Here is a 26,248-nt window from a genome sequence, read left to right as displayed (position 1 = left end):
TGGGCCGGAGTTCCGGGTTCCTTCAGGATTCAGGGCGAGCGGCCCGTAAATATACGGTCCCGGACCCCCGCCCCGGAGAGCCCGACGCCGCACCCAGACGCACCGCACCCAGACGCACCGCACCCCGACGCTCCGGGCTGTGACGAACCGCACCGCGCCCCCTGGCTCAGACGTCGTGCACCGTAAGCCCCTCCGCCTCCACGGCGGCCCGCCGGATCGCCTCCGTCAGTGACCGGCGGTGGCGGGTGAACTCGGCCAGCGGCAGGGCCGCCGAGATCGCCGTGACCGGGCGGCTCCGCGCCCCGCCGGCCGGGCCCGCCGTCGCCCGTACCGGCACCGCGACGCATGCCATGCCCGCCTGCGCCTCCTCGATCTCCACGGCGAAGCCGTCCCGGCGCACGCGCCGCAGTTCGAGGTCGAACCGGTCCGGCGACGTGATCGTGCGCGGCGTCATCCGCCGCATGCCGCGCGCCGCCAGGTACTGGTGCCGCGCGGCCCGTGGCAGCGCCGACAGCAGCACCTTGCCGTGGGCGGTAGCGTGCGCCGTCGTCTCCTGGCCGACCGAGAACACCGCTTCCGTGTCGTGGATCGCCGTCGTCCCGTCGAGCACCGCGATCTCGCCGTCCCGGTACGCGCTGAAGTACGCGTCGGCCCCCGCGACGCGCCGCACCCGCAGCAGCACCTCGTGCAGGCCGTCGTCGATCCGCATCTGCCGCTGGAAGGCGCGGTGCAGCGCCGGAAGGCGGTAGCCGAGGGTGTAACCGGCGGCGGAGCGCGTGAGGTGGCCGCGCGCGGTGAGCGAGCCGAGCAGCGCGTACACGGTCGACAGCCCGCAACCGAGCCGCCGGGCCAGCGCCTTGGCGGTAACCGGCCCGGGGGCCTCGGCGACCGCGTCGAGCAGATCCAGCGCGCGGTCGACGGACTGCGGGCCGGGGGCTGCGGGCGGGGGCGCGGGTACGGACGCGGGCATGGGCGGGTGCTTCCTCCGAGGCGGCTAACCGGCCGCCGCTCTCCCGGCGGACCGACCTCCCAGAATCGCATACGCACCGTGCCGGGCCGGCCCTCCGCGGCAGCGCCGCTACCCCCGCCGGCGGGGGCGAGGCCGGACCCGTACCCCCGGACCCGTACCCCCGGACCCGTACGACCGGACCCGTACGACCGGACCCGTACGACCGGACCCGTACGACCGGACCCGTACGACCGGACCCACGCAACCGCCGGAGGCAGCGGCATCCGGGCTGCCGCGGTGACTCGCCCCCGCCCCTCTCGTTGACCAAGCATGATCAAGCGCATCGCAACAGCCGCCGTCCTCGCAGCCTCCGCCCTCTCGCTGGCGAATGGCGTCGCCTCAGCCGCCCCGGGGCCCGCCGCCCCCATGCCGCCCGTGCCCACTCCCGAGGCGCCGCTGCCCACGGCGCCGATGCCGAAGCCGATGGAGGGGGCCGAGCCGCAGTTCAGTCTCTACCCCGGGGTTTCCAACGGGATCGAGGACGGGGTCGGCGGCGGGCTGAGCAAGGGGACGGCTCAGGCGACCAGGGAACTGCACAAGGGGGGCGGCGAGCTGAGGAGCGGGCTGGCCGAGGGGGGCGGGAAGCTGATCGGCGGGGTGTCGCAGGGGGCCGACAAGGCCCTCGGCGAGCTGAGCAGGGCCATGCCGTAGCCGTCACGGCGACGGTCGCCCGGCGGGGCGCGGAACGGGGCGTCGGAAGTCCCTTCCGCGCCCCGCGGCATGTCTAGGCCCAGAGGTCGGTGACGCGGACGTCGAGCCGCGTCAGCAACTCGCGCAGCAGCGGGACGCTGAGTCCGAGGACTGTGCCGTGGTTGCCGTCGATGCTGTCGACGAACGGGGCGGCGCGGCCGTCGATGGTGAACGCGCCCGCGACGCGCAGCGGTTCGCCGGTGGCGACGTAGGCGGCGATCTCGTCGTCCGTCGGCTCGCCGAAGCGGACGGTGGTGGACGCCGTCGCCGACGTGCGGCGGCCGTTCGCCGTGTCGATCACGCAGTGGCCGCTGCGCAGGATTCCGGCACGGCCGCGCATGGCCTTCCAGCGGGCCGTGGCGTCCTCGGCGTCGGCCGGCTTGCCGTACGCCTGCCCGTCAAGTTCCAGCACCGAGTCGCAGCCGACGACGAGCGCGCCCGCCGCTTCGGGCCGTACGGACACGGCCTCGGCCTTCGCCTCGGCGAGCACCCGGGCCAGTTCGGCGGGGGTCGCCGCGCTGATCGCGTCCTCGTCGACGCCGCTGACGATCACCTCCGGCGCGAACCCGGCCTGCCGCAGCAGCCCGAGCCGGGCGGGGGACTGGGAGGCGAGCACGAGACGGCGCGGGGGGGTGAGATCCATACGGGCCATGGTAGGCGGGGGGAGCGAGCCCGCCGTCGCCCGCCGTCGAAGCGGGCGACCGCCCGATTACGATCGGGGCGGCGCACAGGGGTGGGCGCGGACCGGCGAACTGGGGGATTTGATCGTGGCGTTATTGCGGCTCGCCTGGTGGACCGTGCGGTCCCGTCGGACGGACTTCGTCGGCTCCTTCATCGCGATGGTCTGCGCGCAGGCGCTGGTGACGGCGTGCGCGGTGCTGCTGGAGTCGGGCGCGCGGGCCGGGGCCGCGACAGGCGGGCCGGATGTGGTGGCGTTCGCGGTGCCGTTCGGCTTCATCTCGCTGTTCGTGGCGGCGTTCGCGGTGGCCGGTACGTTCTCGCTGTGCGTGCAGCAGCGGACGCGGGAGATCGCGCTGCTGCGGGCCATCGCCGCGACCCCGCGCCAGGTGCGGCGGATGGTGGCCTACGAGGCGCTCGTGGTCACTGTGGCGGCGCTGCTTCCGGGCTGCGGGCTGGGGGTGCTGCTGGCCGCCGGGCTGCGGGCGGCGCTCGCCGGGCAGGGCATGTTCTCCCCGGGGTTCCGGCTGGACTTCGGGCCGGTGAGCCTGGCCTCGGCGGCGGCCGTCTGCTGGGTGACGGCCGAGGCCGCGGTGTGGAGCAGCGGCAGGCGGGCCGCGCGGGTGCACGCGATGCGCGCGCTGGGCGAGGCGGCCACGCCCCGGCACCGGGCCGGGTGGGTGCGTACGGCCGCCGGGCTGCTGGTGCTCGGTGGCGGCGTGTGGGGGCTGGAGTCCATCGCGGACAGCCCGGGGTCGAGCTCCGACGTCAACGCGGCGTCCGGCATGGTCATGGTCTTCATGGTCGCGGTGGCACTGCTGGCCCCGTGGATCGGGAGGCTGGTCGGCGCGGGTTTCGGCGGGCTGTGCAAGCTGCTGTTCCCCGGCGTCGGCTTCGTGGCCGGCGCGAACCTCGGTACGGGCCACCGGCGGCTGGCGTCGGCGATCATGCCGCTGGCCCTGACGGTCGCGTTCGCGGCGGTCTCGCTGTTCGTGCCGCAGATGAAGTGGCGCGAGCAGCACCGCCAGGACAGCGAGCGGATGGTCGCCGACCACATCGTCACCAGCGGCGACGGACTGCCCGCCGATGCCGCCCGTACGGTGCGCCGGGTGCCGGGGGTGGCCGCCGCGGTGGGCACGACCAGTACGTACGCGAAGGTGCTCACCGGCGAGGACGACGCGCACCGCGGCCCCGGCGGCATCGCGCAGGCCGTCACCGACGGGCCGCTCGGGCGGGTGCTCGACCTCGGCGCGACCGCGCGGGGCGCTGAGGGAGCCGCGGAACTCGGCGCGCACGACGTGGCGTTGAGCGAGGGCCTGGCCCGCGCGGCGGGCGCCCGGACCGGCGACGAGGTGCGCCTCCTCCTGGATGACGACCGCGTCGAGCGGGTACGGGTCGCCTACCGCTACCCGCGAGGCAACGGCTTCGGCGACATCGTGCTCCCGCAACGGCTCGCCGCACGCCACCTCATGGACGGCGAGACCCTCGGGCAGGACACCGTGTACGTACGGTCCGCGCCCGGCCGGGAGCGCGCGGTCGCGGACGGGCTGGCCACGCTGGCCAAGGGGCGGCAGGCGGCGGGGTGGCGGGTGCTCGACCGCGCCGCGTACGCCGCCGAGGCCCGGCACCGGCAGGACGCGTCGATGACCGTGACGTATCTGCTGCTCGCCGTGATCACTGTCTTCACGTCGATCTCCGTGGTCAACACGCTGGTCATGACCACCATGGAGCGCTCCGGCGAGTTCGCGCTGATGCGGCTGGTCGGAGCCACCCGCCGGCAGATCGGCCGGATGATGGCCCTGGAGAACGCCGTCACCGTGCTCGCCGCGCTGCTGCTCGGCTCGGCGGTGGCCGGAGCCGTCCTCGCCGGCTGCGCCCGCGCCCTGACCGGCACCGCGCGCCTGGACCTGTCGCCGTCCGTCACCGCGCTCATCGTGGGCGGCGCGGGGGCGCTGGCGCTCGCGACGGGAGTGATCACGACGCGCATCGCCCTGGCGCAGCGGCCGGCGACGGCGCTCCGCGCGCCGGGGTAGCACCGGGTCGTCGTGTGCGCTGTGCGCCGCGTTCAGGCGCATGGGACGGGGCGGATGGGACGGGCGTACGGGACGGCGTAAGGGACACGACTCCCCGCGCGGAACCGCACAGGGGAACGAGGCGCGCGACGGCGGCGGGGCAGCACCCTGGGGCAGATGTCCGCCGGGCCCTACCCCAGCCGTTCCGGCCCGGTTCGCACCCCCGTCGTCACGCCCGTACGGCATCGGCGCGAGCCGCCCGGGAAACGCGTGGGGGCGGACCCGAGGGGCGTCGCCCTCAAGCCAGCCCGAGGAGGAAGAACAGGATCACCATGCCGACGGCCAGCACGATGCCCGCCCGGTGGAGCATCGCCTGCGCGTCGCGCAGCTCCTGGGGCGGTTCTTCGGGCGGGTCGGACCACAGCATGAAATCAATGGTCCGGGGGGCACCGGCGCGGCGCCTGAGTACGCGTACTCAGGCGCCGCAAGCGGAAGGACTATTTCCCCCTGCCTCCCGCCACCGGAAAGGTGCCCAGGTGACAGGGGGTGCGCGGGTGATTTCTGTGGTGTGTCAGACCGGCCAGTACGTCGTGCGCCACGCGGCCGGTCCCGGGTGCGGGAGCCGTCGGCCGGGGACCGTACGGGCCGGGTCGGCCCACGCGTCGCGGGCCTTCCCGTCCGGCGCGGCGTCCGGCGCCGACGCCGCGCGGGCCTGCACCACCGCGAGGGCGGCGGCCAACTCCTCGGGGGTCGGATTGCCCCGTACTACCTTGATCACTGCGGCCTCCTTACGGTCTTGCGGTGTTCCGGCACGGTGCCACGGCGGTCCGGCCGGCCACCGTTCAGGGGGAAGCCCGCCCCGCGGCGGTACGTCCGCCGCTCGACGGGAAGCCCGCCCTCTACAGCGGGATGTTGCCGTGCTTCTTCGGCGGCAGGGACTCGCGCTTGTCGCGCAGCGCGCGCAGCCCGCGCACGACGTGCCGACGCGTCTCGGACGGCATGATCACGGCGTCCACGTAGCCGCGCTCGGCCGCCACGTACGGATTGAGGAGCGCGTCCTCGTAGCCCGTGATCAGCTCCTGGCGCACCTCCTCCTGCGCCTCGGGCGTCGGGGCCGCGGCGATGGTGCGGCGGTGCAGGATGTTCACCGCGCCCTGCGCGCCCATGACGGCGATCTGCGCGGTCGGCCAGGCCAGGTTGAGGTCCGCGCCCAGGTGCTTGGAGCCCATGACGTCGTACGCGCCGCCGAACGCCTTCCGCGTGATCACCGTGATCAGCGGAACCGTCGCCTCCGCGTAGGCGTAGATCAGCTTCGCGCCGCGCCGGATGATCCCGCCGTACTCCTGGTCGACGCCGGGCAGGAAGCCGGGCACGTCGACGAAGGTCAGCACCGGCACGTTGAAGGCGTCGCAGGTCCGCACGAAGCGCGCGGCCTTCTCCGAGGCGTCGATGTCCAGACAGCCCGCGAACTGCATCGGCTGGTTGGCGACGATGCCCACCGGGTGGCCCTCGACGCGGCCGAAGCCGGTGACGATGTTCGGCGCGAAGAGCGCCTGCGTCTCCAGGAACTCGCCCTCGTCCAGCACGTGCTCGATGGCGGTGTGCATGTCGTAGGGCTGGTTCGCGGAGTCCGGGATGAGGACGTCCAGCTCCCGGTCCTCGTCCGAGGTCTCCAGGTCCGCCTCCTCGGGGAAGGCGGGCGGCGCGGAGAGGTTGTTGGAGGGCAGGTAGGACAGCAGCGCCTTGACGTAGTCGATGGCGTCCTTCTCGTCGCCCGCCATGTGGTGCGCCACGCCCGAGGTCGTGTTGTGCGTACGGGCGCCGCCGAGCTGCTCGAAGGCGACGTCCTCGCCGGTGACCGTCTTGATGACGTCCGGGCCGGTGATGAACATGTGCGAGGTCTGGTCGACCATCACCGTGAAGTCGGTGATCGCGGGGGAGTAGACCGCGCCGCCCGCGCACGGCCCCACGATCAGGCTGATCTGCGGGATCACGCCGGAGCCGTGCACGTTGCGGCGGAAGATCTCGGCGAACAGGCCCAGCGCCGCGACGCCTTCCTGGATGCGGGCGCCGCCGCCGTCGTTGATGCCCACGATGGGGCAGCCGGTCTTCAGCGCGAAGTCCATGACCTTGACGATCTTCTCGCCGTAGACCTCGCCGAGCGAGCCGCCGAAGATGGTGAAGTCCTGCGAGTAGACGCAGACGGTACGGCCGTCGACGGTGCCGTAGCCGGTGACGACGCCGTCCCCGTACGGGCGGTTCTTCTCGATGCCGAAGTTGGTCGAGCGGTGCCGCGCGAACTCGTCCAGCTCGATGAACGAGCCCTCGTCCAGGAGCAGCTCGATGCGCTCGCGCGCCGTCAGCTTGCCCTTCGCGTGCTGCTTCTCCACCGCGCGCGCGGAGCCGGCGTGCGTCGCCTCATCGATGCGGCGACGCAGATCCGCGAGCTTCCCGGCGGTGGTGTGACTGGTTTCGTCCGGTGTGGCGTTTTGCGGCTCGGACATCGCGATGCGGCTCCTGCTCGTCCTGGATGGGCTGACTCGGGCTTTCCGGGGCATTTCGGGGGGACAGGGGGCTGACGGGGCCGGAAAAGGCCGGTCGGGGCCCTTCTGGCTACCGGTTCGTAGCGTATCGGCGCGGCTGCGCTGTGGCAGTGCGTCGTTGGCCACACCGTCCCCTCCTAGGCTGGCCCCCATGACGCCCCCTGACTCCGCCGGCCCCTCCGGCAGCCCCTGGTCCGACCTCGGCCGGCCGCCGCTGAACGCCGCGGCCCTGCGCCGCGCCCTCGTACGGCCCGACGCGCTGTGGACCTCCATCGATGTGGTGCCCGTGACCGGCTCGACCAACACGGACCTGGCCACCCTCGCCGGAGAAGGCGCGGGCCTGGCCCCCGGCGCCGTGCTCGTCGCCGAGGAGCAGTCGGCCGGGCGCGGGCGGCTCGACCGGCGCTGGTCCGCGCCCGCGCGCTCCGGGATCTTCTTCTCCGTGTACCTGGAGCCCGGCGACGAGGTGCCGATGGAGCGGTGGGGGTGGCTGCCGCTGCTCGCCGGAGTGGCGACCGCCACCGCGCTGTCCCGCGCCGCGGGCGTGGACATGGCCCTGAAGTGGCCGAACGATCTGCTGGTGACGGTCCCGGAGGACGCCGACGGGTCTGCGGGCCGCTCTGCCGGGCCTGCTGTCGGCGACTCCGGCGGCTCCGGCGACTTCGGCGACTCCGGAGGCCCCGGCGGCTCTCGCCGGGGGACCGCCGTCTCCGCCGAGCGCAAGACCGGCGGAATCCTCGCCGAACGGGCCGGGGCCGGAGTGGTGCTGGGCATCGGCCTCAACGTCTCGCTGCGCGCGGACGAACTGCCGGTGCCGACGGCCGGTTCGCTGCTGCTCGCGGGCGCGCCGGTGGTGGACCGCGATCCGCTGCTGCGGGCCGTACTGCGGTCGCTGGAGGAGTGGTACGGGCAGTGGCGGGCGACCGGCGGCGACCCGGGGGCCTGCCGGCTCCAGGAGGCGTACACCGCGGGGTGCGCCACGCTCGGCCGGACCGTACGGGCCGAACTGCCCGGCGACCGCGCACTCGTCGGCGAGGCCGTCGCGATCGACGGCGACGGGCGGCTGGTGCTCGCGACCGCGGAGGGCGTGCAGGAGCCCGTGGGGGCGGGGGACATCGTGCATCTGCGGCCGGCGGAAGGCTGAGCGGAGACCGGGCGGCGGGCGGCTCGGGGGAGACCGGGCGGCGGGGGCCGACGCGGTCCCCGCGGCCGCCGCGACTGCCGGGACACCTGCATCTGACGAGGTGACAGGGGTGGAAGAGGCCGAAGGGGCATCGGGGCGCGCGCAGTCCGGAGAGTGAGCTACGGCACACCTGTCGTATCGTTGAGGCGTCCCGCCGCGGTCCCGAGGGGGACCGCGGAGCAGTGCGCGGGACACCGCGGTACAGGCACGGAGCACGGGCGAACAGTGATCGGCAGGGCAGTGCGCACGGATCGGACAGGGGGCGGGCGGTGACCGTCGACGACGCGGATGGCGCCGCCGCCGAGGGGGACGACGACCCTCTTGCCCTGCGCCTGGAACAGCTGATCCTCGGCGCGGAACGGCGCTACACCCCCTTCCAGGCGGCCCGCGCCGCCGGCGTCTCCATGGAACTGGCCTCCCGGTTCTGGCGCGCCATGGGCTTCGCCGACATCGGCCAGGCCAAGGCGCTCACCGAGGCGGACGTCCTGGCGCTGCGCCGGCTGGCGGGCCTGGTGGAGGCGGGACTGCTGAGCGAGCCCATGGCCGTACAGGTCGCCCGGTCCACCGGCCAGACCACGGCCCGGCTGGCGGACTGGCAGATCGACTCCTTCCTGGAGGGCCTGACAGAGCCCCAGGAGCCGGGCATGACGCGGACGGAGATGACCTACCCGCTCATCGAACTGCTCCTCCCGGAGCTCGAAGAATTCCTCGTCTATGTGTGGCGGCGGCAGTTGGCCGCCGCCACCGGCCGTGTGGTGCAGGCCCAGGACGACGCGGAGATGGTCGACCGGCGCCTCGCGGTCGGCTTCGCGGACCTCGTCGGCTTCACCCGGCTGACCAGGCGGCTGGAGGAGGAGGAACTCGGCGAACTGGTCGAAGCCTTCGAGACCACCGCCGCCGACCTGGTCGCCGCCCACGGCGGCCGGCTCATCAAGACCCTCGGCGACGAGGTGCTGTACTCGGCGGACGACGCGGGCATCGCGGCGGAGATCGGCCTGCGCCTCATCGAGACCATGACCAACGACGAGACCATGCCCGAACTCCGGGTCGGCATCGCCTTCGGCACGGTCACGACCCGCATGGGCGACGTCTTCGGCACGACGGTGAACCTGGCGAGCCGGCTCACGTCGATAGCGCCGAAGGACGCGGTCCTGGTGGACGGGGCCTTCGCCGAAGAACTGTCCCGCACAGGCGACGCCCCGATCTCCGAAGCCGAGGAAGCACTCGCCGCCAAAGAACGCGACGGCGCCGACCCGGGCTACCGCTTCGCCCTCCAACCGATGTGGCAGCGCCCAGTGCGAGGGCTCGGCGTGGTGGAACCCTGGCTCCTGAGCAGACGAGGCTGAAGCCGGCCCGCTGGGACGGGTAGGCCGCCCGTTTCAGCCCCTTTAGCCCGTCAGGGGGCACCTCCCCGCGGTAGCCGGGGGAGATTGAGGACCGGGGTCCGTGACGGGAAGGCTGCCCACTTCAGCCCGTCAGGGGGCACCTCCCAGCGGTAGCTGGGGGAGATTGAGGACCGGGGCTCGGGGCGGAGCCCCGAACATGCGGCGGGCCCCAGCCCCATGGCCACACCCCCGCACCCCCTGCGATGATCCGCCCATACGTTTACGGCCGTTAACACCCGAAGGGCATTGGCATGAATGAGCAGCGCTACGGGGACTGGATCGCCGTCCGCCGCCACGGACACGTCGCCGAACTGGTCCTCGACCGGCCGAAGGCCATGAACGCCATCTCCGCCGAGATGGCCCGCTCCATCGCCCGAGCCACCGACGCGCTCCGCGCCGACCAGGACGTACGGGCCGTCGTGGTGACCTCCACGCACGAGCGCGCGTTCTGCGTGGGGGCGGACCTCAAGGAGCGCAACACGCTCACGGACGCGGAGCTCGGAGCGCAGCGGCCCGTCTCCCGCGCCGCGTACACCGGCGTGCTGGAGCTGCCGATGCCGACGGTGGCCGCGGTGCGCGGGTTCGCTCTCGGCGGCGGGTTCGAGCTGGCGCTGTCGTGCGATGTGATCGTGGCCGACGCGAGCGCTGTGGTGGGGCTGCCGGAGGTGTCGGTGGGTGTGATTCCGGGCGGCGGGGGTACTCAGTTGCTGCCGAGGCGGGTGGGTGCCGCGCGCGCCGCCGAGCTGATCTTCTCGGCCCGGCGGGTGCCGGCCGAGGAGGCGCGGGATCTCGGGCTCGTGGACGATCTCGTCGCGGACGGCGAGGCCCGCGAGGCGGGGCTCGCGATGGCGGAGCGGTTCGCCCGCAATTCGCCGGTCGGCCTGCGGGCCGCGAAGCGCGCGCTGCGTCTCGGGCACGGGCTGGATCTGCGGACCGGCCTGGAGGTCGAGGACGCCGCCTGGCGCTCGGTGGCGTTCTCGGGGGACCGGGCGGAGGGCGTGGCGGCCTTCAACGAGAAGCGGTCCCCCGAGTGGCCCGGCATCTAGCCGCCAAAATCCCCTAAACGGCAACAAAAAAGAGCAAACCCCCGCAAAGCGGATTGGGCGCGGCATTCTTACGCTGGGTGCAGAGCGTGCACACGGTTACGGAATGCGAGGCGAGCGTGACGGGCGACGGGGACGGCGACGGAGGCGGTGCGCGGCTGCGGGCCGTGGTGGCGTTGGCGCAGGCCATGGCGGCCGCGCACACTCCGCGCGATTCGGTGCGCGCCGCGGCCGGCGGGGCTCGGCGCGCGCTGGGCGGGTCGTTCGCGGCCGTATCGGTGTGGGAGCGGGACCGGGGGCGGCTTCGGGTGCTGGTGAACGATGGGGTGCGGGCCGAGGGGGAGGAGGAGTTCCCGGCGGCGGAGTCGTATCCGGTGCACGACTTTCCGGAGGTCGCGGAGTTCCTGCACGAGCAGTGGGTGAGCGGCGGCGAGCCGCACGCCTGGGTGGAGACGGCGGAGGACGGCGCGGGCCGCCCCGCCCCGTACCGCCACCACCGGGCGGACGCCCTGCGCCGGCGGGGGCGCGGCTGCTGCATGGTCGCGCCGATCGTGCTGCACGGGCGGGCCTGGGGCGAGCTGTATGTGGCGCGGGCGGTGGGCGAGCCGGTCTTCGATCGGCGGGACGCGGATTTCGCGACCGTGCTGGCGGCGGTCGCGGCGGCCGGGATCGCGCAGACCGAGCGGTTGGAGGAGGTGCGCAAGCTGGCCTTCGAGGACCCGCTGACGGGGCTCGCCAACCGGCGCGCCGTGGACGCGCGGCTGGACGAGGCCGTGGAGCTGCACCGCCGTACCGGCGCGGTGGTGAGCCTGCTGGTCTGCGATCTGAACGGGCTGAAGCGGGTCAACGACACGCTGGGGCACGCGGTCGGCGACCGCCTGCTGGAACGTTTCAGCTCGGTTCTCTCCCTGTGCGGCGCGATGCTGCCGGACGCCCTGGCGGCGCGGCTGGGCGGGGACGAGTTCTGCCTGCTGTCGGTGGGGCCGACGGCGGACGAGGTGGTGCGGGTGGCCGACGAGCTGTGCCGCCGCGCGGGCGAGCTGGAGCTGGGCGAGGGTGTCGCGTGCGGCGTCGCCTCCACCGGGGACCCGATCGGGCCCGTACGGTCGGCGCGTCGGCTGTTCCGGCTGGCGGACGCGGCGCAGTACCGGGCGAAGGCCGCGCGGTCCGAGAAACCGGTGGTGGCGGGGCGCGAGGGGGGCGCGGACGACCCGGTGGTGCGGCTGGCCGACACTCCGCGCGAGGGCGCGCCCGCCGAGCGCCGCCGCTTCCGGGGACGTCGGCCGTGAGCGGTCGGGGCGTGGCCCGTGAGAGCCGGGCGGTGTCACTCGCGAGAGCCGGGCGGCGCCGCCCCTGAGCCGCCGCGTTCGGTTCCGTGCGGATGGTGACAGCCCGCGATTCAGTCTTTAGGGTGCCTGAATATGGATATGCACACTGTGGTGGTGGGGGCCTCCGGTACGACGGCTCAGGACGTGATCGACGTGGCGCGCGGCGCGGCGCGGATCGAGGTGGCGGACGAGGCACTGGCCGCCGTCGCCGCCGCCCGCCGGGTCATCGACGACCTGGCGGCCAAGCCCGACCCCGTGTACGGCGTCTCGACCGGCTTCGGGGCGCTGGCCGTCCGGCACATCAGCCCGGACCTTCGCGCACAGCTCCAGCGCAACATCGTCCGCTCGCACGCCGCCGGCATGGGGCCGCGCGTCGAGCGCGAGGTCGTGCGGGCCCTGATGTTCCTGCGGCTGAAGACCGTCGCCTCCGGCCGTACGGGCGTACGCCCCCTCGTCGTCGAGACGATGGCGGCGATCCTCAACGCCGGGATCACGCCCGTGGTGCACGAGTACGGCTCGCTCGGCTGCTCCGGCGACCTCGCGCCGCTCTCACACTGCGCGCTGACGCTGATGGGCGAGGGCGAGGCGGAAGGCCCCGACGGCGAGCTGCGGCCCGCCGCCGAACTCCTCGCCGAGCACGGCATCGCCCCCGTCGAACTGCGCGAGAAGGAGGGGCTCGCACTGCTCAACGGGACCGACGGCATGCTCGGCATGCTGGTGATGGCCTGCGCCGACCTGGCCCGGCTGTTCACCTCCGCGGACATCACCGCCGCGCTCTCCATGGAGGCGCTGCTCGGCACCGACAAGGTGCTCGCCGCCGAACTGCACGCCATCCGCCCGCACCCCGGCCAGGCCGCCTCGGCCGCCAACATGCTGGCGGTGCTGGCCGGTTCGGGGCTGATCGGGCATCAGCAGGACGACGCGCCGCGCGTCCAGGACGCGTACTCGATCCGCTGCGCCCCGCAGGTCGCGGGCGCCGGCCGGGACACCCTCGACCACGCCCGGCTCGTCGCCGACCGCGAACTCGCCGCCGCCGTCGACAATCCGGTGGTCCTGCCCGACGGTCGGGTCGAGTCCAACGGCAACTTCCACGGCGCGCCCGTCGCGTACGTACTGGACTTCCTGGCCGTCGCCGCCGCCGACCTCGGCTCGATCGCCGAACGCCGCACCGACCGGCTGCTGGACAAGAACCGCTCGCACGGCCTGCCGCCGTTCCTCGCGGGCGACGCGGGCGTGGACTCCGGCCTGATGATCGCCCAGTACACGCAGGCGGCCCTGGTCAGCGAGATGAAGCGGCTGGCCGTACCGGCGTCCGTGGACTCGATCCCGTCCTCCGCGATGCAGGAGGACCACGTCTCCATGGGCTGGTCGGCCGCGCGCAAGCTCCGTACGGCGGTGGACAACCTCGCCCGGATCATCGCCGTGGAACTGGTCGCCGCGACCCGCGCCGTCGAACTGCGCACCGGTCTCACCCCCGCGCCCGCGACGCAGGCCGTGCTGAAGGCCGTCCGGGAGGCGGGGGTCGAGGGCCCCGGAGCGGATCGTTTCCTCGCGCCGGATCTCGCGGCCGCGCACGAGTTCGTACGGTCCGGGAAGCTCACGGAGGCGGCCGAGGCGGTGACGGGGCCGCTGGCCTAGAACGCGGCAGCGGACTACGGGCCGTGGCCCGTAGTCCGCCGGGTGTGCTGCTCGGTGTTCCGATCTGCGCGTGGGTGCGGCCTGTCGGCCGGGTCAGAACCCGTCCGGCGTGCGCGCGCGGGTGCGGCCCGTGGGCCGCGTCAGAACCCCTCCGACGCGCGCGTACGGCGGACGGCGGCCGTCACCAGCGCGCCCCCGAGGCCGAGGAACCCGATCCCGCCAACCAGATACGGGGTGGTGTCGAAACTGCCGGTGTCGGCGAGCGCCAGGTCGTCGCTCGTCTGCCCCATGGCGGCGGGCTCGACGGCCGTGGCGCGTCCGGAGGAGTCGAGAGCGGTTTTCGCACGGGACGCCTTGGACGCGTCGGACGCGTCGCCGGAGTCGTCGGAGGCATGGACGGTGGTGGAGCGGTGGCTGTGCTGGGTGGGGGTGGTGTGCTCGGCCGTCGCTTTCGCGGACGGTACGAACCACAACGCGCACAGCAGCGAGCCCGCCGCAGCGGCGGTCAGCAGCGGACGGCGTGCGGTCACGGAATGAATCCCCCTTGAGATGGCGGCGATTGGGGAGGCGAGCCTCCGATGGTAGTGATACCCGCGGGTCGTTTGGAAGTCGCGGTTCCGCTGACCCTTACGCTCCGGACATGAGCACAGATGAGTCATCACGGTTTGTACGACTTCGAGTCGAGCTGGTGCTGGAGATCAACGACTCCGGCAAGCTGACCTCGGCCGCCCTCGACCGCATCGACGGCGACGGATCACTCCACGACGACGAGCGCGGGCACGCCCGTACCTCGGTCTCCTCCGACGCGGCGGAGGCGCTGGCCTATCTCGTCGACCCGGTCGACGTGGTCAGGGAGGTGCCGGGGGTCGAACTGACCCAGGCGTCGTGGAGCAGCGAACAGATCGACTACGACCCCGAATCGCGGGAGTGGGCCCTCGACGGCGACGGCGACGAGGACGACGACTGAGCGCTCCGCCGGGGAGGCCCCGGCAGGCTGCCCGCGAGCACGTCGGGGCCGGTCGCGCGGTTCTCCGCGCCCCTTGAAACGCCCATGCGCCATCTTGAAACGCTCATGCGGCATCCAAGAAGCGCTCATGCGCCGTCCAAGCGCGACGGTGTGGTGATGAGATCCGGAGACAGGGGATTATTCGGGGAGAAATCCCCTGTCATTATCGGTATATCGCCTATATCAGGACCCCGGCGCCGCTGGTTGCGGAGCCGGGGTCTTCGCTTTGAGTGGGCTTCCCCACACTTTTGTGACGAGTGGAACCGCCGAATCGGTGAAGGCGTTCTCACATGGGTGACCGCGACATGGGCGTGCCCATTGATGCGGATCGGGGACGTTGGGGATGAGCAGTAATGGAGAAGCGTGTGATGACGTACGGCAAGCGCCGTAAGGGCCTCGTGGCCGCGGCCGCTGTGCTCGGCGGCGTACTGGCCCTCGCCGCTTGTGGCGGGGGAGACGACAAGGGCGGTGACTCGGGTCACGGCAAGTCGCAGAGCAAGGTCGACGAGGCCGCGGCCAAGGACGCCTCCAAGGCGAAGATCAAGATCGCGTCGAAGAACGGCTCCTCCAGCGCGAGCATCAACACCGGCGGCAAGGTCACCGTCTCCGAGGGCAAGCTGACCAAGGTCACCATGACCACGGAGAAGGGCGCCCCGGTCGAGGGGGCCATATCCTCCGACGGCACCTCCTGGGCGCCCAAGAAGGCGCTGGAGCGGCAGACCACGTACAAGATCGCCGCCGAGGCCAAGGACTCCGACGGCCGCAACGCCACCGAGAACTCGTCCTTCACGACGGTCGCCCCGTCGAACAGCTTCATCGGCACGTACACCCCGGACGCAGGGTCCACCGTCGGCGTCGGCATGCCCGTGTCGATCAACTTCGACAAGCCGATCAAGGACAAGAAGGCCGTCCAGTCGCACATCACGGTCAACTCCACCAGCGGCCAGAAGGTCGTCGGCCACTGGTTCGGCAACCAGCGGCTCGATTTCCGGCCGCAGGAGTACTGGAAGGCCGGTTCGACCGTCACCATGAAGATGGACCTCGACAAGGTCGAGTCCGCGCCGGGCGTCCAGGGCGTCCAGCAGAAGACGGTCTCCTTCAAGATCGGCCGCTCGCAGGTCTCCACGGTCGACGCGCGGTCGCACCAGATGACGGTGGTCCGGGACGGCAAGACCATCAAGACCATCCCGATCTCGGCGGGCTCGCCCGACCACACCACGTACAACGGCCAGATGGTGATCTCCGAGAAGTTCAAGGAGACCCGGATGAACGGCGACACGGTCGGCTTCGGCGGTGAGTACGACATCAAGGACGTGCCGCACGCGATGCGCCTGTCCAACTCGGGCACGTTCATCCACGGCAACTACTGGGGCCACGGCATCTTCGGCACGGCCAACACCAGCCACGGCTGCGTCGGCCTCCAGGACGCCCAGGGCGGCAACGACTCCTCGACCTCCGGTTCCTGGTTCTTCTCGAACTCCATCGTCGGCGACGTCGTGACGGTCAAGGGCTCCGACGACAAGCTGGTCCAGCCCGACAACGGCCTCAACGGCTGGAACATGAGCTGGGACAACTGGGTGGCGGGCAGCGCCACGGGCGCCTGACCCCTCGCCCCTCCTCCCGCTGAGTCCTCCGCATGGCGGCGGCCCGCACGAAGACATCGTGCGGGCCGCCGCTTTCGTACGTGCTGAGGGCGGGCCCGGCCGTCAGCGCGGCTCGCGCCACATCGGCCACACCACCGGGCCGCCGTCCGGCAGCCGGACTCCGGCCGCGTCGCCGCGCACGGCGAAGCCGAACCGCTCGTAGTAGCCGATGTTGGCCCGCTGGGACGCCTCCAGATACGCCGGAACGCCGTCCGCGTCGCACCTCGCCAGCCGCGAGCGCAACAGCGCCCCGCCGTACCCGCTGCCCTTCACGGCCGGATCGGCGCCCAGCACGCCCAGGTACCAGTGAGGCGTGGCCGGGACGTGCCCGCTCAGCAGCCGGTAGGCGCCGACCAGCCGGTCCAGGCGGTCGCCGGCCAGCTCCGCCATCCGCACCCCCATCACCTGCTCGTCCTGCTCCGACAGCGCGGGCGCGCCCGGCGGCTTCCACAGGGCGGCGGCGCCCACCGCCGCCTGGTCCCGCTCCCCTGCGTCCGGCCGCGCCAGCTCGCAGCCGCCGTGGGGCCCGTACTGGAACTCCAGCAGCGCCCCGAAGAACGCGGCGAGGTGATCGATACGGGCCCGCTCGTCCGGGAACGCGGCTTCCGGGAAGAACCAGCCCATGACCGGATCGGCGGCGAAGGCCCTGGAGAGGACCGCGGCTATCCGCGGGGCGTCGCTGTCGGCGACGGGATGTGTGGTCGGCATGCGGTCAGCCTACGAGCGGACGGCCGAAGTCCGGGTTCTCGCGGACGTCGCGGGCCGCCGCCGGGCTCCTCGGCTTTTTGGGCCCCGGGCCCCGGACTCGTACGCGCGAACCCGCGTCCGGCCCGCACTCCGCCCGCACGGGAGAATGGGTGCGTACCCCAGGGACGACGAGTGAGGCAGGGCACGTGGGCAAGCGCGGTGGCGGCGAACGCGAGCGGCAGGAGGCGGCCGAGCTGCTGGAGACCGTACGGGACACGCTGCGCGGCCTCGCCGCCGTCCCCGAGGACGGCCTCGACGACGCGCTCGATGCCGCCGCGTCCACCCTCGCCGCCGCGCCCGCCGGGCCGCGCGCCGTGAGCCGGGCGCTGCTGCGAGCCGCCGAGGAGCTCGTACGCCGCACCTGGGAGTACGGCTGGCAGCCCGCCGACGTCGCCCGGCTGACGCGGCGCGAGCCGGGTACCGCCGTGTCGCGGTACGTCGCCGACGCCATCGCCGCCGAGGCGCGCCGCTATCCGCCGGAAGCGCTCGACGCGCGCTGGGCGGCGCAGCTGGCGGCGGTGGGCGGGGCGTCGGTCTGGTGGGACGGTGACGAGAGTTATCTGGAGAGCCTCGCGGGGCGCGAGCGGCTGAGCCGCTTCGAGACGGCCTCGGGCGTGCTCGGCGCACTGCGGCTGCTCGGCCGGCTGCCGCGGATCACCGCGATCGGCCCGCTGCCGGGGACCGCGCGGGCGCGGCCCGAAGAGTCCGTACGGGCCGGAGGGTCCGTACGGGCCGGAGGGGCGGGAGGCCGGTCCGCCGCCGGGCCGCGGCTGCTCGGCCGGATCAGGGCGCTGCTGGCGAAGGCGGAGTCGACGGAGTTCGCGGAGGAGGCGGAGGCGCTCTCCGCGAAGGCCCAGGAGCTGATGGCGCGGCACTCGATCGACGCGGCGCTGCTGGCCGCGGAGGCGGCGGGCCTGGGCGGGCCCGGAGCCTCGGAGGACGGGCCGGACGCCTGCCGGATCGGGGTCGAGGGCCCGTACGAACCGGCGAAGGCGCTGCTGCTCGACGCGGTCGCCGAGGCCAACCACTGCCGGGCGGTCTGGTCGGCCGAGTTCGACTTCTCCACGGTCGTCGGCTTCGCGTCGGACCTGGAACTCGTCGAGCTGATGTACACCTCGCTGCTCGTCCAGGCCACCGCCGCCATGCGGCGCGCGGGCGACGAGCACCACGCGCGGGGCCGCTCCCGCCGCACGCGCGACTTCCGGGAGTCGTTCCTCATCGCGTACGCGGGCCGCATCCGCGACCGGCTGGTCACCGCCGCCGACGAGGTGGCCGCGGAGGAGCCGAGCGAGGTCCTCCCGGTCCTGGCCGCTCGCGACGTGGCCGTGGGCGAGAGCGCCGAGCGCCTCTTCCCGGCCACGACCGCCCACCGCCTCAAGGGCCGTGACGCCGAGGGGTGGGCGCACGGCAGGGCGGCGGCGGACGCGGCGGTGCTGCACCGGAGGTAGGCCACGGGCGGGGCACCGCGTGGCGCTCAGCCCGTGGCCGCCGCCGGTTCGCCCGATCCGTCGGCGGCGGAGGAGGGGAACCGCCAGGCTGGGCGGGGGAGCCCGAGGAAGATCCTCGCTGCCCCGTGGATGTCCGCTCGCGGCTGCTTGGCCCGCTGACGGGCCGGCCCCCCGTTCGTTCGCTCCTGTTCGCCCCGCGCTACGCGCCCACTGCGGCCTTCACCGCCGCCGCCACCCGCCCCGCCCCGTCCTCGGCTTCGACCGCGAGCGCCGCCTGGGCGGCCCCGGCCCGGTACGAGGCGTCCGTCACCGCCGAACGCAAGGCGTCCGCGAGGCGGTCCGCGGTCAGCTCCGTGAAGGGGATCGGCGCAGTGGCGGCGCCCAGTGACGTCAAGCGTTGCGCCCAGAACGGCTGGTCGGCCATGACCGGCACGGGAACCGCCGGCACCCCGGCCCGTAGCCCCGCGGCCGCCGTGCCCGCGCCGCTGTGGTGCACGACCGCCGCCATCCGCGGGAAGAGCAGGGCGTGCGGCACGTCCCCGACCGTCAGCACGTCGTCGCCGTGGGCGGCGGCGGACGACGCGGAGAGGCCCGCCGCGCCCGCCTGGAGGATGCCCCGGAGCCCGGCCGCGCGCAGCGCCCGTACGGCCAGGCCGGACAGCCGTTCGCCGTCGCCGCCCGCCATGCTGCCGAAGCCGATGAACACCGGCGGCGGGCCCGACCCGATGAAGTCGGCGACTTCCGCCGGGAGCCGGGCCCCGGCCGGGTGGTGGGGCCACCAGTTGCCGACGACCTCCAAGCCCTCCCGCCAGTCCGCCGGGCGCGGCACGAGGGTCTCGCTGAAACCGTGCAGAATCCGCCACCCCGCCGCCTCTTGGCGGCGGCGCATCGCGCCCGGCGGGAGGGCGGGCAGGCTCAGGCGGTCGCGGAGGTCGCGTGCCGCCGCCGCGTGCAGGCGGTCGACCACGCGCAAGGAGACCCGGCCGGCGGCCCGGTTGCCCCAGCGGCCCAGGGAACGGGTTCCGCCGACGACAGGGGGGAAGCAGCCGGTGGGCGCCACCGGTTGCAGATACACACCCAGGGAGGGGATTCCCGACGCCTCCGCCGCGTGCCATCCCAGCGGGGCCGTCGTGGTGGACAGGAGCAGCAGATCAGCGCCCTGCGCGGTGGCGTCCGCGATGCCTCGGCCCAGTTCCTGGATGAAGGCGGACGCCTTGCGCAGCAAGGATTTGGACCCGCCTGCCGAACCCCCACCGTCCTCCGAACCCCCACCGTCCTCCGAACCCCCGCCGTTCGGATCGGCGGGCAGCGACCGGAACTCCAGCCCGCTCGCCCGTACCAGCGGCTCGTACGTGCCGTGCGTCGCGAGCGCGACCTCGTATCCGGCCTCGCGCAGGCGCGCCCCGACGCCCGTGTACGGCGCGACGTCGCCCCGCGATCCGGCGGCCAATATGAGCACCTTCATGGTTCAGGCCCCCCGTCCGGCGTTGGCGTGGACGGCCGCGCGCAGGAACCGGTCCAGGCCGGGGCGCTGTTCGGAGGCCGGCACGACGAGGGCGAAGGCGCGGGCGTCCGCCACGTAGTCGTCGGCGATGCGGCAGTGCATCTCGGGCGGGCAGGGCGTGAACCACCGGCCGATGTGCAGGCGGTGCTCCTCGGCGAGTTCCATGACCGAGTCGCTGTCGGGCGCCGCGCCCGCGTCGAAGGCGGCGAGCAGCCGCTCGCGCCACGCGGCGGCCTCGGCCATCAGCTGCCGCCAGTCCTCCTTGGTGTGCGCGGCGGCGCGGGCGATCGACTCCTGGTGGCCCGCGCTGTGCCCCCACTTGAGGTGCGCGTCCGTGGCGTAGCTGAGGTCGGGCGCGACCTCGCCGAACACCTCGAACCGCTCCTCGGGCGTCAGCTCGACACCCGTGCGCCGGACCTCCATGGCGCGCTCGGCGATCTTGACGAGCCGCTGGAGCCCGGCGATCTGCTCGTTCAGCAGCCGGTGCCGGGAGCGCAGCCGGTCGAGGACGTCGTCCTGCGGTCCGGCCAGGACGGCGCCGGTCTCCTCCAGGGAGAAGCCCAGCTCCCGGTAGAAGAGGATCTGCTGGAGCCGCGCCAGGTCCGCGTCGCTGTAGAGCCGGTACCCGGCGGCGCTGCGGTCGCTCGGGGTCAGCAGCCCGGCCTTGTCGTAGTGGTGCAGGGTGCGGACCGTCACCCCCGCGAAGCCGGCTGTCTGCCCGACCGAATAACTCATGGGATCGCCTTTCGTCGCGGTCCAGGCTGCGGCCTGACGTGGGGTGAGGGTCAAGCGGAGGCGCCGGAGGGCGGGGCGCCGGGTGCGAAGTACTGCCCCGGCGGTACGCCCACGCTGCGCCGGAAGGCGGCGACGAAGGCGCTCGGCGACCCGTATCCGACGCGGTGCGCGACGGAGGAGACCGTCGCGCCCGCCGCGAGCAGCGGCATCGCCGCCTGCAACCGGAGCTGGGTGCGCCACTGCCCGTACGTCATGTCCGTACCGGACACGAAGGCCCGCGCCAGGGTCCGCCCGCTCGCTCCCACGACCTTCCCCCACTCGGCCAGCGACCGCCCGTCGGCGGGGTCGTCGAGCAGCGCCCGGGCGACGCGCCGGGCCCGGGGTTCGTCGGGCATCGGGGCCCGTACGGTCGTCACGGACACCGGCCTGAGCTGGTCGAGCAGGACGCGTTCCGCGCGGCCGCGGGCGGTGGCGTCGAGGCCGTCTTCGGCGAGGTGGCAGATCAGTTCGCGCAGCAGCGCCGATACGGCCACGACCTGCGGCGACTCCCAGCGGACCGGGCAGTGGTCGGGCCAGAAGTACAGGCTGCGCAGCAGGGCGGCGCTGATCGCGCCGGTGGAGTGCGCGATGCCGGCCGGTATCCACAGCGCCATCGAGGCCGGCAGCACCCAGGTCGCGTCGGTGGTCCGTACGGCGAGGACGCCGCTGCGCGCCCAGGCGAGCTGGTGCGCGCCGTGCTGATGGCGCTCGAACCACTGGCCGTCGCTCAGCGCGAAACTGCCGACGACGATGGCGTTACCGCCCGGCGAAATCAACTGTCCTTCTGGCGACATGAGTTGTCACTCCACCCCGTGTTCGGCTCCGCGCCGGCTGCCTAGCCTGGCCGTATGCCCATGAACCTCATTCACCGCCGCGTATGCAACTCCGACAGGTGGGCCCGGGCCGTGGAGGACCAGTTGCTGCCCTGGGCCCTGGACGGCGTCGAGTTCGGCTCCGACACTCTGGAGATCGGACCGGGATACGGCGCCACCACCCATGTTCTCCTGGGCCTCGCCGAGCGCCTGACCATCCTCGAAGTCGACCGGGAGTCGGCGAAGCGGCTGGCCGACCGGTATGGGGACCGGGCCGAGGTGGTCCACGGCGACGGGGCCGATATGCCGCTGCCCGACGAGCGCTTCGACTCGGTCGTCTGCTTCACGATGCTCCACCACGTGCCGTCGCCGGAGCTCCAGGACCGCCTCTTCGCGGAGGCCCGGCGGGTGCTGCGGCCGGGCGGGGTCTTCGCGGGCTGCGACGCGCTGGGCGGGTGGCGCTTCCGCCTGATCCACGTCCGGGACACGTGTGTGGTCGTCCCGGTGGACACCCTGTCCGCCAGGCTCCGGCGGGCGGGCTTCGCCGAACCGGAGATCACGACGGGCACCGGGAGCTTCCGCTTCCGCGCTCGCCGGGTCTGAGCGGCGGGGGCCAGGCGCAGTGGGCCCGACGGGGGAGGCCCACTGCGCTATTGGTCGTAGCATGCCAAAAATCATGGGATCGGCCTTGTTTTCTCCAGGGGTGCGTGTCGCAATGGGCCATCGTCGCTGACTGACCGTCAGATCTACTGCGCTGTACGGGGAGACCTGCTCCCCAAGGCGTCCACATGCCCACTCATGCGGTGCGCCCGCACGGCGGCGGCCGGCGACGTCAGCCCGTACACCCCACATGGAGGCGGGACCCCATGAGACACACCACACGCGGCAAGCACGTCAGATACGGCATCGGCACAGCACTCGGCGTCAGCGCACTCGCCATAGGCGCCCTGGCGACAGCTCCCGTCGCGAACGCGGTGACGACGGACACGGCCACGATCACGTTCGAGTGCGGATTATTCGGCTCCGGCTCGGCGACCCTCACGGCCGACCACAGCGGAACGTCCGCGACCATCAGCCTCTCCACCTCGGCCATCACCTCGCCCATCGACCTCGCCGCGAACTCGGTGAAGTCCACCCTCACCATGACCAACCACGGCTCCGGCGCCAAGACCTTCACCGGCAACTCCAACCCGGCCATCCCCGCCGGCGCCCAAGTCTCCACCGGCCCCCTGAAAGGCAAGGTCGCGGCCGGCGACAGCCTGGCCGCCAAGACCCTGAAGGTAGTGGTCCTCGGCGTCACAGCCACCTGCAACGCCACGTCGGCCCAGTCCCCGGGCCCTTTCGAATTCTGACCTGAACGCCCCGGTGCCCCCGCGACCGCGCGAGCCGCGGGGGCACCGGCCACGGGGGCGGCCGTCGCGCGGGCCGACGCCAGAGACTCTTCCTTGATCTGCCGGCTCACGCCTATCGCGGTGAGGACCAGGTCCACATCTTGGACGGTTGGACGCACCTTGCCGTTCTCGATCTTCGAGAGCTTGCCGGCGGACATGGCGGCCCTACGAGCCACCGCGTCCCCCGTCAGTCCGGAGGCGTCACGCAGCGCCCGCAGGGCTCTCCCGATCGACTCGGCGGTCAGCGGCGCCGCTCCCAGTACGTGGCGAACGGCACCGCTCCTGCCAGGGCGCGGTCCCGGTAGCCCTGGTACTCGGCGAGGGTGCGGGCAGGTTGGGGTTCGGCGCCGATGAACGCGCCCTCCTGCGTGTAGTGCATCCGGTACACGTCCCGGTCGTCGAACAGCCAGAAGTCGTGATCCGGCAGGCCGTGCACGTCGTGGTCCGCCAGGTCGATGATGCCGATGGCCTCGCCGGCCGTGATGTTCCCCGGGTAGGCGGCCAGTTCGTACCGCAGGTAGTCGGTCAGCGGAGACCTGAGCACGTGGACGCGTGAGACGTGCTTGCCCTTGTCCGTCATCGACCGCACCCACGGGTTGTCGCCCCAGTCGGGGCCCATGTCCTCGCCGGCCAGGAAGCGTTCGAACTCCTCGCGCTCCTCCGCCACGCTGTAGACGGGGAGCGTCTCCAGCCGGAAAGCGGTCCGCTCGAAGGTCTCGAAGAGCCGGCCGAACTCCTCACCGCTCAGCACGGAAGTAGCCCTCCAGCACCGCCGCCGGAACCAGCACGGCGGTCTCACCCTCCGGCAGGTCGAGCTGAGCCAGTCGTGCGGGGTCGGTGACGACGTAGCCCTGGACCACGTAGTCCTCGGCGTCTTCAGTGCCCCAAAGCGTCGGGCACGTCCCATTCCTGCAATCCGGGTCACCGGACAGCTTTCGCAGCATCGTCGCCCCCACATCTCGGCATACGCGCGTACACCGTCGCCTCCGATGCTCCCGAGCCGGTCACAGCGCGGTCAAGCACCTGATCTTTCCGTAACGGGAAAGGGTCCTGGTTCCTTGGGCCGCCCTCGAAAGCTCGCGCAACGCAGAGAATCCCGGCCCAGGTACCGCGGGCCGGGATTCGGCGAATGCGGTACCCGCAGTCGCACTCCCACTTGATCAGCGGCCCGTCAGACTCGCCGGCGATCCGTCGGCCGCACATGCGGGGGCAGATCACGCGGGCTCCCGCGTCGTCGCGCACGCCCTGATAACTCTGGGGGCTCCGCGAACTCACCCTCTTCGGGCAGCCTCGCAGCGGCAGCGGCAGCGGCAGCGGCACAACGCCAGAACGCGCGTCCCGCCCGCGCGGCCCCGTTACTCCTTCGCAGGCGCGATACCCGTCGGGCACGATCCGCCGTCAGACGCGTCGCTCAGCTCGACGCCCGTCCCCCCGATCCCGCAGTACCCCGCCGGGTTCTTGTCCAGGTACTGCTGGTGTTCCGGTTCCGCCGGGTAGAAGGGGCGGGTGTCGGACGGGAGGATTTCGGTGGTGATGGGGGCGGGGTGGCCCGAGGCGGTGAGGGCGGACTGGTAGGCCGTGCGGGAGGACTCGGCCTCGGCGGCCTGGGCCGGGGTGTGGGTGTAGATCGCCGAGCGGTACTGGGTGCCGGAGTCGTTGCCCTGGCGGAAGCCCTGGGTGGGGTCGTGGGACTCCCAGAAGATCTTGAGGAGCGCGGCGTACGACGTGACGGCCGGGTCGTAGAGCACGCGCACCGCCTCCGTGTGGCCCGTCATGCCGCTGCACACCTCGTAGTACGAGGGGTTCGGCGTGTGCCCGCCCTGGTAGCCGACCAGCGTCGTCCACACCCCCGGCGCCTGCCAGAACTTGCGTTCCGCGCCCCAGAAGCAGCCGAGGCCGAAGTCGGCCGTCTCCAAGCCCTCCGGGTACGGGCCCGTCAGCGGGTTGCCGAGGACGGTGTGCCGGTCGGCGGCGAGGGTGAAGGCCGGTTCGGGGCGGCCCGGGAGCGCCTCCTCCGGGGTGGGGAGGTGGTTCTTGTTGCGGTGGAACAGCATGGAGGCTCCTCGGGACCGGGCAGGGCGGGCTCTATTCGGACAACGTTCGATCGGGGAGAGGCATTCCGGAGCCCCCGCAGGGATCAGTTGCGCGGCGGCAGCGTCGCCGGGCTGCCGCCCTGCGATTCCCAGCCCGCGACCGCCAGCGCCCGGTACGTCGCGTACTCCGCCGCCGGGCTGGCCCCGTACGACCACGGGACGGCGCCCACATGCCCGTCCACCCGCCGCAGCTGCTCCATCGCCTCCGCGTAACGCTCCGCACGTACGAGGAACCACACCAGCAAATGACGTACGTGAGGTAGTACCGGATGGTCGGCGGGGACCTGCTGAACGGCGTAGAGCGCACCGTCGATCGCCCGCGTGACCACCGCGCTGCGGTACAGGCCGCGCACCAGGTTGACGTCCGAGAGGTGGTCGTGGACCGCGAACAGCGGCAGCGCGGGCAGCAGGGTCTTCTCCGGCGCGGCCCCGGCGGCCCGCTCCGCGAAGGCGTCGGCCTGTTCCGCCGAGCCGTGCCACGCCGCGCTCCAGTAGCGCAGCGCCACCAGATGCGCCCCCATGTGGTGCGGCGCGCGCCCCACGACCGTCTCCCACACGGACTGGAACTCGGCCTCGGTCGCCCCCATGCCCCGCGCGACGCCCAGCTCGACGATGTACGGGACCGGGTCCCCGGGGGCCAGCAGCGCGGCCTCGCCGCAGACCGTACGGGCCTCCTCCAGGATCATGCGGTAGTCCTGCGAGGACGGGTCCCGCAGCGCCTGCTGGAGCAGGAACTGCGCCTGCACGGCCGCGCCGCCCGGGTCCTTCGGCGCCACCACCCGCCAGTGGCGCAGCCACATGCCGCCCGTGCCGGGGGCCTCGGCCAGTTCCATCGCCGCCGCGCCCGCGAGCGTCTGCACCCGCTGCCAGCGCAGCTCGCTCCCGGCGTCCGTGCCGGCCAGGAGCCGTGCCGCCGGCTGCCAGTCCTGGGTGCGGCGGGCCTCGTCGAGGGCGGCGAGCAGCTCCGGGTCGGGGCCGGGCAGCCGCACGTCGAGCTGGGGCGCCGGCACGAATCCGTACGCCCCTTCGGGATCGGTGGCGAGCCGTGCGCCCTGAGCGGCCTGCTGCCCGGCGCGCCTGCGGCGCATCGCGGGGACCGCGGCGACCCCGCAGATCATGACGAGGGCGATCAGGATGAACAGAAACTCCATGGTGCGTCCCGTTGGGTGGTCGTAGGCGGAGAAGTCGTCATGGGAGGACGAGCTGGTACGTAAGGACAAGCTGGTACGTGGGGGCGGAATCGTTCAACGGAATCGTTCAACGGACGAGGGCGGCGGATCGTTCATCCCCTGGTGACAAGTGAACAGCAGAGTTCCGGGAT

The 26,248-nt window shown here is 73.1% G+C and carries 26 protein-coding genes and 1 pseudogene; 12 read left to right on the top strand and 15 right to left on the bottom strand.

Annotation, left to right across the window (positions count from 1 at the left end; translation table 11 throughout):
- Positions 1-166: 166 nt before the first annotated feature.
- Entirely contained in the window at positions 167-970 is an 804-nt protein-coding gene (locus AB0I22_RS04380) for an IclR family transcriptional regulator C-terminal domain-containing protein (RefSeq protein ID WP_363129079.1), read from the bottom strand.
- 309 nt (positions 971-1,279) lie between these two features.
- On the opposite strand from AB0I22_RS04380, the gene AB0I22_RS04375 reads away from it, so the two are divergent.
- The gene (locus AB0I22_RS04375) at positions 1,280-1,660 is read left to right on the top strand and encodes a hypothetical protein (protein ID WP_363129078.1); all 381 of its coding nucleotides are present in this window, start codon (positions 1,280-1,282) and stop codon (positions 1,658-1,660) included.
- Between the two features lie 73 nt (positions 1,661-1,733).
- On the opposite strand, the gene AB0I22_RS04370 is transcribed toward AB0I22_RS04375, so the two are convergent.
- Entirely contained in the window at positions 1,734-2,351 is a 618-nt protein-coding gene (locus AB0I22_RS04370; protein WP_363129077.1) for a nucleoside triphosphate pyrophosphatase, read from the bottom strand.
- Between the two features lie 115 nt (positions 2,352-2,466).
- Between AB0I22_RS04370 and AB0I22_RS04365 the strand changes: the two genes are divergently transcribed.
- Positions 2,467-4,410, top strand: coding sequence for an FtsX-like permease family protein (locus tag AB0I22_RS04365; RefSeq protein WP_363129076.1), 1,944 nt, complete (start codon positions 2,467-2,469; stop codon positions 4,408-4,410).
- Between the two features lie 277 nt (positions 4,411-4,687).
- On the opposite strand, the gene AB0I22_RS04360 is transcribed toward AB0I22_RS04365, so the two are convergent.
- From AB0I22_RS04360 to AB0I22_RS04350, 3 genes are all read right to left on the bottom strand, one after another.
- Complete coding sequence (locus tag AB0I22_RS04360) at positions 4,688-4,816, bottom strand: hypothetical protein (RefSeq protein ID WP_363129075.1); 129 nt, start codon at positions 4,814-4,816, stop codon at positions 4,688-4,690.
- A 144-nt stretch (positions 4,817-4,960) separates the two neighbouring features.
- Positions 4,961-5,167: an acyl-CoA carboxylase subunit epsilon gene (locus AB0I22_RS04355; protein ID WP_363129074.1), complete on the bottom strand. Its 207-nt coding sequence runs from the start codon at positions 5,165-5,167 to the stop codon at positions 4,961-4,963.
- A 121-nt stretch (positions 5,168-5,288) separates the two neighbouring features.
- A complete protein-coding gene (locus tag AB0I22_RS04350) occupies positions 5,289-6,893 on the bottom strand; it encodes an acyl-CoA carboxylase subunit beta (protein ID WP_363129073.1) in 1,605 nt (534 codons plus the stop codon).
- Positions 6,894-7,083: 190 nt separating this feature from the next.
- Between AB0I22_RS04350 and AB0I22_RS04345 the strand changes: the two genes are divergently transcribed.
- The 5 genes from AB0I22_RS04345 (at position 7,084) to hutH (ending at position 13,509) form a co-directional block, all read left to right on the top strand.
- A complete protein-coding gene (locus tag AB0I22_RS04345; RefSeq protein WP_363129072.1) occupies positions 7,084-8,076 on the top strand; it encodes a biotin--[acetyl-CoA-carboxylase] ligase in 993 nt (330 codons plus the stop codon).
- 308 nt (positions 8,077-8,384) lie between these two features.
- Positions 8,385-9,461 (top strand): adenylate/guanylate cyclase domain-containing protein, encoded by a 1,077-nt coding sequence (locus AB0I22_RS04340; protein ID WP_363129071.1) that lies wholly within the window; start codon positions 8,385-8,387, stop codon positions 9,459-9,461.
- A 290-nt stretch (positions 9,462-9,751) separates the two neighbouring features.
- On the top strand, positions 9,752-10,546 hold the full coding sequence (locus AB0I22_RS04335) for an enoyl-CoA hydratase-related protein (protein WP_363129070.1): 795 nt from the start codon (positions 9,752-9,754) through the stop codon (positions 10,544-10,546).
- 185 nt (positions 10,547-10,731) lie between these two features.
- Positions 10,732-11,832 (top strand): GGDEF domain-containing protein, encoded by a 1,101-nt coding sequence (locus tag AB0I22_RS04330; protein ID WP_363129107.1) that lies wholly within the window; start codon positions 10,732-10,734, stop codon positions 11,830-11,832.
- Positions 11,833-11,970: 138 nt separating this feature from the next.
- On the top strand, positions 11,971-13,509 hold the full coding sequence (gene hutH / locus AB0I22_RS04325; RefSeq protein WP_363129106.1) for a histidine ammonia-lyase: 1,539 nt from the start codon (positions 11,971-11,973) through the stop codon (positions 13,507-13,509).
- A gap of 140 nt (positions 13,510-13,649) precedes the next feature.
- Here hutH and AB0I22_RS04320 read toward each other — a convergent pair whose 3' ends face one another.
- On the bottom strand, positions 13,650-14,039 hold the full coding sequence (locus tag AB0I22_RS04320; RefSeq protein WP_363129069.1) for a hypothetical protein: 390 nt from the start codon (positions 14,037-14,039) through the stop codon (positions 13,650-13,652).
- A 110-nt stretch (positions 14,040-14,149) separates the two neighbouring features.
- Between AB0I22_RS04320 and AB0I22_RS04315 the strand changes: the two genes are divergently transcribed.
- Positions 14,150-14,476, top strand: a complete 327-nt coding sequence (locus tag AB0I22_RS04315; protein ID WP_363129068.1) for a hypothetical protein — start codon at positions 14,150-14,152, stop codon at positions 14,474-14,476.
- A gap of 392 nt (positions 14,477-14,868) precedes the next feature.
- The gene (locus tag AB0I22_RS04310) at positions 14,869-16,119 is read left to right on the top strand and encodes an Ig-like domain-containing protein (protein ID WP_363129067.1); all 1,251 of its coding nucleotides are present in this window, start codon (positions 14,869-14,871) and stop codon (positions 16,117-16,119) included.
- Positions 16,120-16,221: 102 nt separating this feature from the next.
- On the opposite strand, the gene AB0I22_RS04305 is transcribed toward AB0I22_RS04310, so the two are convergent.
- Positions 16,222-16,866 (bottom strand): GNAT family N-acetyltransferase, encoded by a 645-nt coding sequence (locus tag AB0I22_RS04305; RefSeq protein ID WP_363129066.1) that lies wholly within the window; start codon positions 16,864-16,866, stop codon positions 16,222-16,224.
- A 185-nt stretch (positions 16,867-17,051) separates the two neighbouring features.
- On the opposite strand from AB0I22_RS04305, the gene AB0I22_RS04300 reads away from it, so the two are divergent.
- A complete protein-coding gene (locus AB0I22_RS04300; RefSeq protein ID WP_363129065.1) occupies positions 17,052-18,353 on the top strand; it encodes a DUF2786 domain-containing protein in 1,302 nt (433 codons plus the stop codon).
- 199 nt (positions 18,354-18,552) lie between these two features.
- Here AB0I22_RS04300 and AB0I22_RS04295 read toward each other — a convergent pair whose 3' ends face one another.
- Genes AB0I22_RS04295 through AB0I22_RS04285 form a run of 3 tightly spaced genes read right to left on the bottom strand, consistent with a single transcriptional unit; the run spans position 18,553 to position 21,425 of the window.
- Complete coding sequence (locus AB0I22_RS04295; protein WP_363129064.1) at positions 18,553-19,818, bottom strand: glycosyltransferase; 1,266 nt, start codon at positions 19,816-19,818, stop codon at positions 18,553-18,555.
- A 3-nt stretch (positions 19,819-19,821) separates the two neighbouring features.
- Complete coding sequence (locus tag AB0I22_RS04290; RefSeq protein ID WP_363129063.1) at positions 19,822-20,592, bottom strand: MerR family transcriptional regulator; 771 nt, start codon at positions 20,590-20,592, stop codon at positions 19,822-19,824.
- A 50-nt stretch (positions 20,593-20,642) separates the two neighbouring features.
- Positions 20,643-21,425 carry a helix-turn-helix transcriptional regulator gene (locus AB0I22_RS04285; protein ID WP_363129062.1) on the bottom strand — a complete coding sequence of 261 codons (783 nt, stop codon included), beginning with the start codon at positions 21,423-21,425 and terminating at the stop codon, positions 20,643-20,645.
- A 54-nt stretch (positions 21,426-21,479) separates the two neighbouring features.
- Between AB0I22_RS04285 and AB0I22_RS04280 the strand changes: the two genes are divergently transcribed.
- Together AB0I22_RS04280 and AB0I22_RS04275 are read left to right on the top strand one after the other, a co-directional pair.
- Positions 21,480-22,046: a class I SAM-dependent methyltransferase gene (locus AB0I22_RS04280; RefSeq protein ID WP_363129061.1), complete on the top strand. Its 567-nt coding sequence runs from the start codon at positions 21,480-21,482 to the stop codon at positions 22,044-22,046.
- Between the two features lie 263 nt (positions 22,047-22,309).
- A complete protein-coding gene (locus AB0I22_RS04275; RefSeq protein ID WP_363129060.1) occupies positions 22,310-22,795 on the top strand; it encodes a hypothetical protein in 486 nt (161 codons plus the stop codon).
- A 110-nt stretch (positions 22,796-22,905) separates the two neighbouring features.
- Here the strand turns inward: AB0I22_RS04275 and AB0I22_RS04270 are convergent.
- The 5 genes and pseudogenes from AB0I22_RS04270 to AB0I22_RS04250 all read right to left on the bottom strand — a co-directional run.
- A pseudogene (locus tag AB0I22_RS04270) lies at positions 22,906-23,052 on the bottom strand (helix-turn-helix transcriptional regulator); the annotation flags it as partial.
- A gap of 23 nt (positions 23,053-23,075) precedes the next feature.
- The gene (locus tag AB0I22_RS04265) at positions 23,076-23,585 is read right to left on the bottom strand and encodes a DUF6879 family protein (RefSeq protein WP_363129059.1); all 510 of its coding nucleotides are present in this window, start codon (positions 23,583-23,585) and stop codon (positions 23,076-23,078) included.
- A complete protein-coding gene (locus tag AB0I22_RS04260) occupies positions 23,572-23,778 on the bottom strand; it encodes a hypothetical protein (RefSeq protein WP_363129058.1) in 207 nt (68 codons plus the stop codon). Before AB0I22_RS04260 ends, AB0I22_RS04265 begins: the two co-directional genes overlap by 14 nt.
- Before the next feature lie 411 nt (positions 23,779-24,189).
- Positions 24,190-24,888: a peptide-methionine (S)-S-oxide reductase MsrA gene (gene msrA / locus AB0I22_RS04255; RefSeq protein ID WP_363129057.1), complete on the bottom strand. Its 699-nt coding sequence runs from the start codon at positions 24,886-24,888 to the stop codon at positions 24,190-24,192.
- Between the two features lie 83 nt (positions 24,889-24,971).
- The gene (locus AB0I22_RS04250; RefSeq protein WP_363129056.1) at positions 24,972-26,078 is read right to left on the bottom strand and encodes a hypothetical protein; all 1,107 of its coding nucleotides are present in this window, start codon (positions 26,076-26,078) and stop codon (positions 24,972-24,974) included.
- Between the last annotated feature and the right edge of the window lie 170 nt (positions 26,079-26,248).

This window comes from Streptomyces sp. NPDC050610, from assembly GCF_040654875.1.
Taxonomy (GTDB): domain Bacteria; phylum Actinomycetota; class Actinomycetes; order Streptomycetales; family Streptomycetaceae; genus Streptomyces.
Note: the sequence above shows the minus strand (reverse complement) of the source record. Positions and strands in the feature narration are given on the sequence as shown.